Source organism: Candidatus Neptunochlamydia vexilliferae, assembly GCF_015356785.1.
GTDB classification, from domain to species: Bacteria; Chlamydiota; Chlamydiia; order Chlamydiales; family Simkaniaceae; genus Neptunichlamydia; species Neptunichlamydia vexilliferae.
The window spans coordinates 1-2,464 of record NZ_JAAEJV010000106.1 but is presented as its reverse complement, the minus strand read 5'-3'; the positions used below and the strand labels follow the sequence as shown (position 1 = coordinate 2,464).

The following is a 2,464-nucleotide window of genomic DNA, read 5'->3' as shown; positions in this document are numbered from 1 at the left end:
GGGGGCAAGCCCCCCGCTGCCCCCTTGAGCTTCAATCTGGCAAGCCAAATCGCCCCTTCTCGGGGGGCCGTGCAAAGCACTGTTCCACCCCTCGTGCGGGGCGATTTTGCAGAGCCATTTTGAAGCCGCGGACAGCTCACCGCATGGTTTTTCTTCGCCTTCGGCTCCGAAGCCATGTCAGTTCGCTGGAAAGGTTTTTTTTTAGAAAACCTCGCTCATCTTTTACCAAGCAGTAAGTCTCCTTTTTTCAGTTTTTTAGCCACTTACCATATTCGCTTTGGTTTGACTTTCAGCTTAACAAAAAAAAACACTGAACCTACGCAGCTTCAGAGCCGAAGGCGAAGAAAAGCTGCGTCGTGAAGTGTCCACGGCTTCAAGATGGCTCTGCAAAATTGATCTGAACGAGGGGTGGAACAGTGCTTTGCACGGCCCCCCGAGGAAGATCGGTTTGGCTTGCCAGATTGAAGCTCAAGGGGGCAGCGGGGGGCTTGCCCCCGACGTATCTTTCTTACATATACCACCGATAAATGTGCGAACTTTTTACCTGTAAAGGTGAACAAGGCCAAAAATTAAGCAGCTATTACTATGTTTTCACGGTTTATAATTAAGGGGTTACAGCGTATGAAACATTTTTTGTCCAGTACAGAGGTTTATCTGAACTCTTCTGGATTGTGGTTGAAGACATTTTTTTTCTCCTTAAAATTTAAGCAAATGCTCTGTGTAAAATTGTTTTACTAAACAAGAAATATTTTGAGCAAGTCTAAAGTCTTCTTTGGCTTCTTCTATAAAAGGGGTGAGTAATTCCGTATCTTCTTCCAAAGCATCGATCACCCCTTCTTCAAGGGCGCGATAGAGACGGTCGTCGTCGAGATTGATAAATGCTTTTCCTGAAAACCGGGCAAAGACGGGGTGGTGTTCTCTTTTAGCTTGCCGGATGACCTCCACCTCTTCGATTGTCTGGAGGTTAGAAAAGGTCATTGGCTCTTTGGTTTTGCGCACTTTGGAAAGGCCCTCTTCTAAAGTGCAGAGTCGCTCTTTAATGGAGGCGTTCATAGACCTCATCGGGGGAAATCTGTTCCATACAAAAAGGTTCCTGACATCTTTTTCGGATACAGGGGGTGCAGGTGAGGGGTTTTTCGATGACCTGTCCATGAGGCGCTTTATACGGGCCGCACCGTTTAGGATCGGTGGGGGAAAACAGAGCATAGGTAGGGGTTTTCATCGCTAACGCAATGTGCATGGGGCCGGTATCGTTGGTGATAAAAAGATCACACTTTTCGATCAGAGCAGCGGAGACGCGTAGCGGGAGTTTTCCGGCAACAGAAACAGCCCCCGGAATATTTGCAGCGATTTGCTTAGCTAAAGGAGCTTCGCCTTTGTCCCCAGTCACCACAATTTTTGCCTCTTTTTCTTTAGCTAAGCGCCTTCCTAACGTGACAAAATGTTTCGGGCTCCATTGTTTAAACTTATCTTTAGCTCCGGGGTGCATCCCTATAACAAGCCCTTCATCGGGAAGATATTTTAAAGCGGCACTTTTTTCCCGTTCGGTTAAAAAAAGTTCCATTTCTGCCGGGGCCCCTTCTGCACCAACCAACTTCAAACGCCTTTCAATTTCATGGATGTAGTCGGGGTTTTGAGGGTGGGTAAGCAAGTGATCCATCCCTTTGTTAATGCCCAATGTCCCCACAATCTTCGAGGGGCCTGTTAGCGCTGCTAAAGGAAGGGCAATCCGTTGCGATGTATGAAAAATATAGGCCGTTTCAAATCGCTTTTTTCTTAACGTTTTGAGCCGTGCGGGGGACAACAGAAAGATTTCGTTGAGGTGGGGGTTATTTTGAAAGACTGCTTTTCCAATCGGGCTTGTCAAAAGGGCGATATAGGCGTTCGGGTATTTTTGCCTCAAAGCGCGGATTGCAGGGCTTCCCCATAGGGAGTCACCCAGCCCTGTTGTCGAGACAACAAGGATCCGGTCGGTCCCCTTGTTTTTCTTTTTGGGCCCTAGCTTGATAGCAAGGTTCAATAGAGTGTTTTTCATCAAAATATCGATGCGGATACCCCTTCCTTTAGGGAGGGGAGGAAGCATCGCTCCTTTTTAGATTGTTTAATTTGTAGCCATGGTTTAAAATAGCTTGTATGAAACGAACCATTTCTCTTAAGTTGACCCTTTCCGATAAAGATTTTGAGACCCTTTTGGAAACGCAAAAGTGTTTCAGCCGAGGCTGTAATGCAATTGCTCTTCAAGCTAAAGAAAAACGGTGTTGGAACCATGTCGCTCTCCATAATTTTTGTTATTCTAAAATAAGAGAGGAAATTCCACAACTGGGTTCTCAAATGGTATGCAATGCTCTTAGAAAAGTATGTGGAAGCAGGACACCTGCAAAGTCTAAGTCATATCCCTGCCAACCTGGTAAGTGTACGGAGAGGATTAACTAAGTAACCTATTGCCTGCATAGGCAAGCTTTTC

General features: G+C 46.2%; 3 protein-coding genes. 1 reads left to right on the top strand and 2 read right to left on the bottom strand.

Annotated features, from left to right (window positions below; genetic code table 11):
- Nucleotides 1-696 precede the first annotated feature (696 nt).
- Both NEPTK9_RS09375 and NEPTK9_RS09370 read right to left on the bottom strand, forming a co-directional pair.
- Nucleotides 697-1,053: an amidohydrolase family protein gene (locus tag NEPTK9_RS09375; RefSeq protein ID WP_228547121.1), complete on the bottom strand. Its 357-nt coding sequence runs from the start codon at nt 1,051-1,053 to the stop codon at nt 697-699.
- Nucleotides 1,037-2,083 (bottom strand): glycosyltransferase family 9 protein, encoded by a 1,047-nt coding sequence (locus tag NEPTK9_RS09370; RefSeq protein WP_194848568.1) that lies wholly within the window; start codon nt 2,081-2,083, stop codon nt 1,037-1,039. Before NEPTK9_RS09370 ends, NEPTK9_RS09375 begins: the two co-directional genes overlap by 17 nt.
- Nucleotides 2,084-2,133: 50 nt before the next feature.
- On the opposite strand from NEPTK9_RS09370, the gene NEPTK9_RS09365 reads away from it, so the two are divergent.
- Complete coding sequence (locus NEPTK9_RS09365) at nt 2,134-2,433, top strand: hypothetical protein (protein ID WP_194848567.1); 300 nt, start codon at nt 2,134-2,136, stop codon at nt 2,431-2,433.
- The last annotated feature ends 31 nt before the right edge of the window (nt 2,434-2,464 follow it).

Coding starts and splice junctions, on each gene's coding strand:
- NEPTK9_RS09375 (WP_228547121.1), bottom strand. CDS start 1,053: ATGAACGCCTCCATTAAAGAGCGACTCTGCACTTTAGAAGAGGGCCTT.
- NEPTK9_RS09370 (WP_194848568.1), bottom strand. CDS start 2,083: ATGCTTCCTCCCCTCCCTAAAGGAAGGGGTATCCGCATCGATATTTTG.
- NEPTK9_RS09365 (WP_194848567.1), top strand. CDS start 2,134: ATGAAACGAACCATTTCTCTTAAGTTGACCCTTTCCGATAAAGATTTT.